This window comes from Streptococcus oralis (assembly GCF_004127215.1).
GTDB lineage: Bacteria > Bacillota > Bacilli > Lactobacillales > Streptococcaceae > Streptococcus > Streptococcus oralis_BD.
In genome coordinates this window covers 1-749 of sequence record NZ_QEWJ01000032.1, presented here as the reverse complement: position 1 = coordinate 749, position 749 = coordinate 1, and the positions used below count along the sequence as shown (strand labels likewise).

The 749-nt window shown below is 44.3% G+C and carries 1 pseudogene; it reads left to right on the top strand.

The window, feature by feature from the left end:
* A pseudogene (locus DF216_RS10340) lies at nt 1-749 on the top strand (competence protein ComB); the annotation flags it as partial.

The following is a 749-nucleotide window of genomic DNA, read 5'->3' as shown; positions in this document are numbered from 1 at the left end:
CAGGTCTTTAATGACTATAAAAACCAAGCTGCCAGCATCCGTAGTAATACGGAACAACAGAATTCCAATATTGCCTCTCAAAATTCAGCTGCCAGCAGTTCACAAGCTGAACTTGGAAATCTCATCGAGGAAACCAATGCCAAATTGTCGGACTATCAAACATTGAAAAATGCCATTCAAAATGGAACCAGTGTTCCTTCAAGCAACGCTGGCTATAGTATTTATCAATCCTATGCGGCGCAGGCTGCTTCTGATAGTCAAGGACAGCTCAAGAGTCAAGTCATTGCACAGATTGACAGCCAGATTGCCCAATTTGAATCCGCTCTGGCCAGTTATCGGGTTCAATATGCGGGTTCAGGTGCGCAACAGGCCTACTCTGGTAGTTTGGATAGTCAGCTTGAGTCCTTGAAAGCTCAACAGTTGGCAAAAGTCGGACAAGAGTTGACCGCCCTAAATCAAAAGCTTTTAGAGGTTGAAAATAATCTCAAAGTACAGGGAGGAATCACACAAAAAGGGGCCATTACAGCGATGGAAGACGGGGTTCTCCACCTGAATCCTGAAACTGCTGGGGCTAATTTGGTTCCCGAAGGCAAGGTCTTGGCTCAGTTATATCCTGTTTTGACGACAGAAAAGAAGGTAACCATCACAACTTATGTGACTTCAAAAGATGTCTCTAGCCTTAAACAGGGAGAGACCATCCGTTTCACTGCCTTGGATGAAAACAATAAGGAATTTGTTCTCACGTCTAC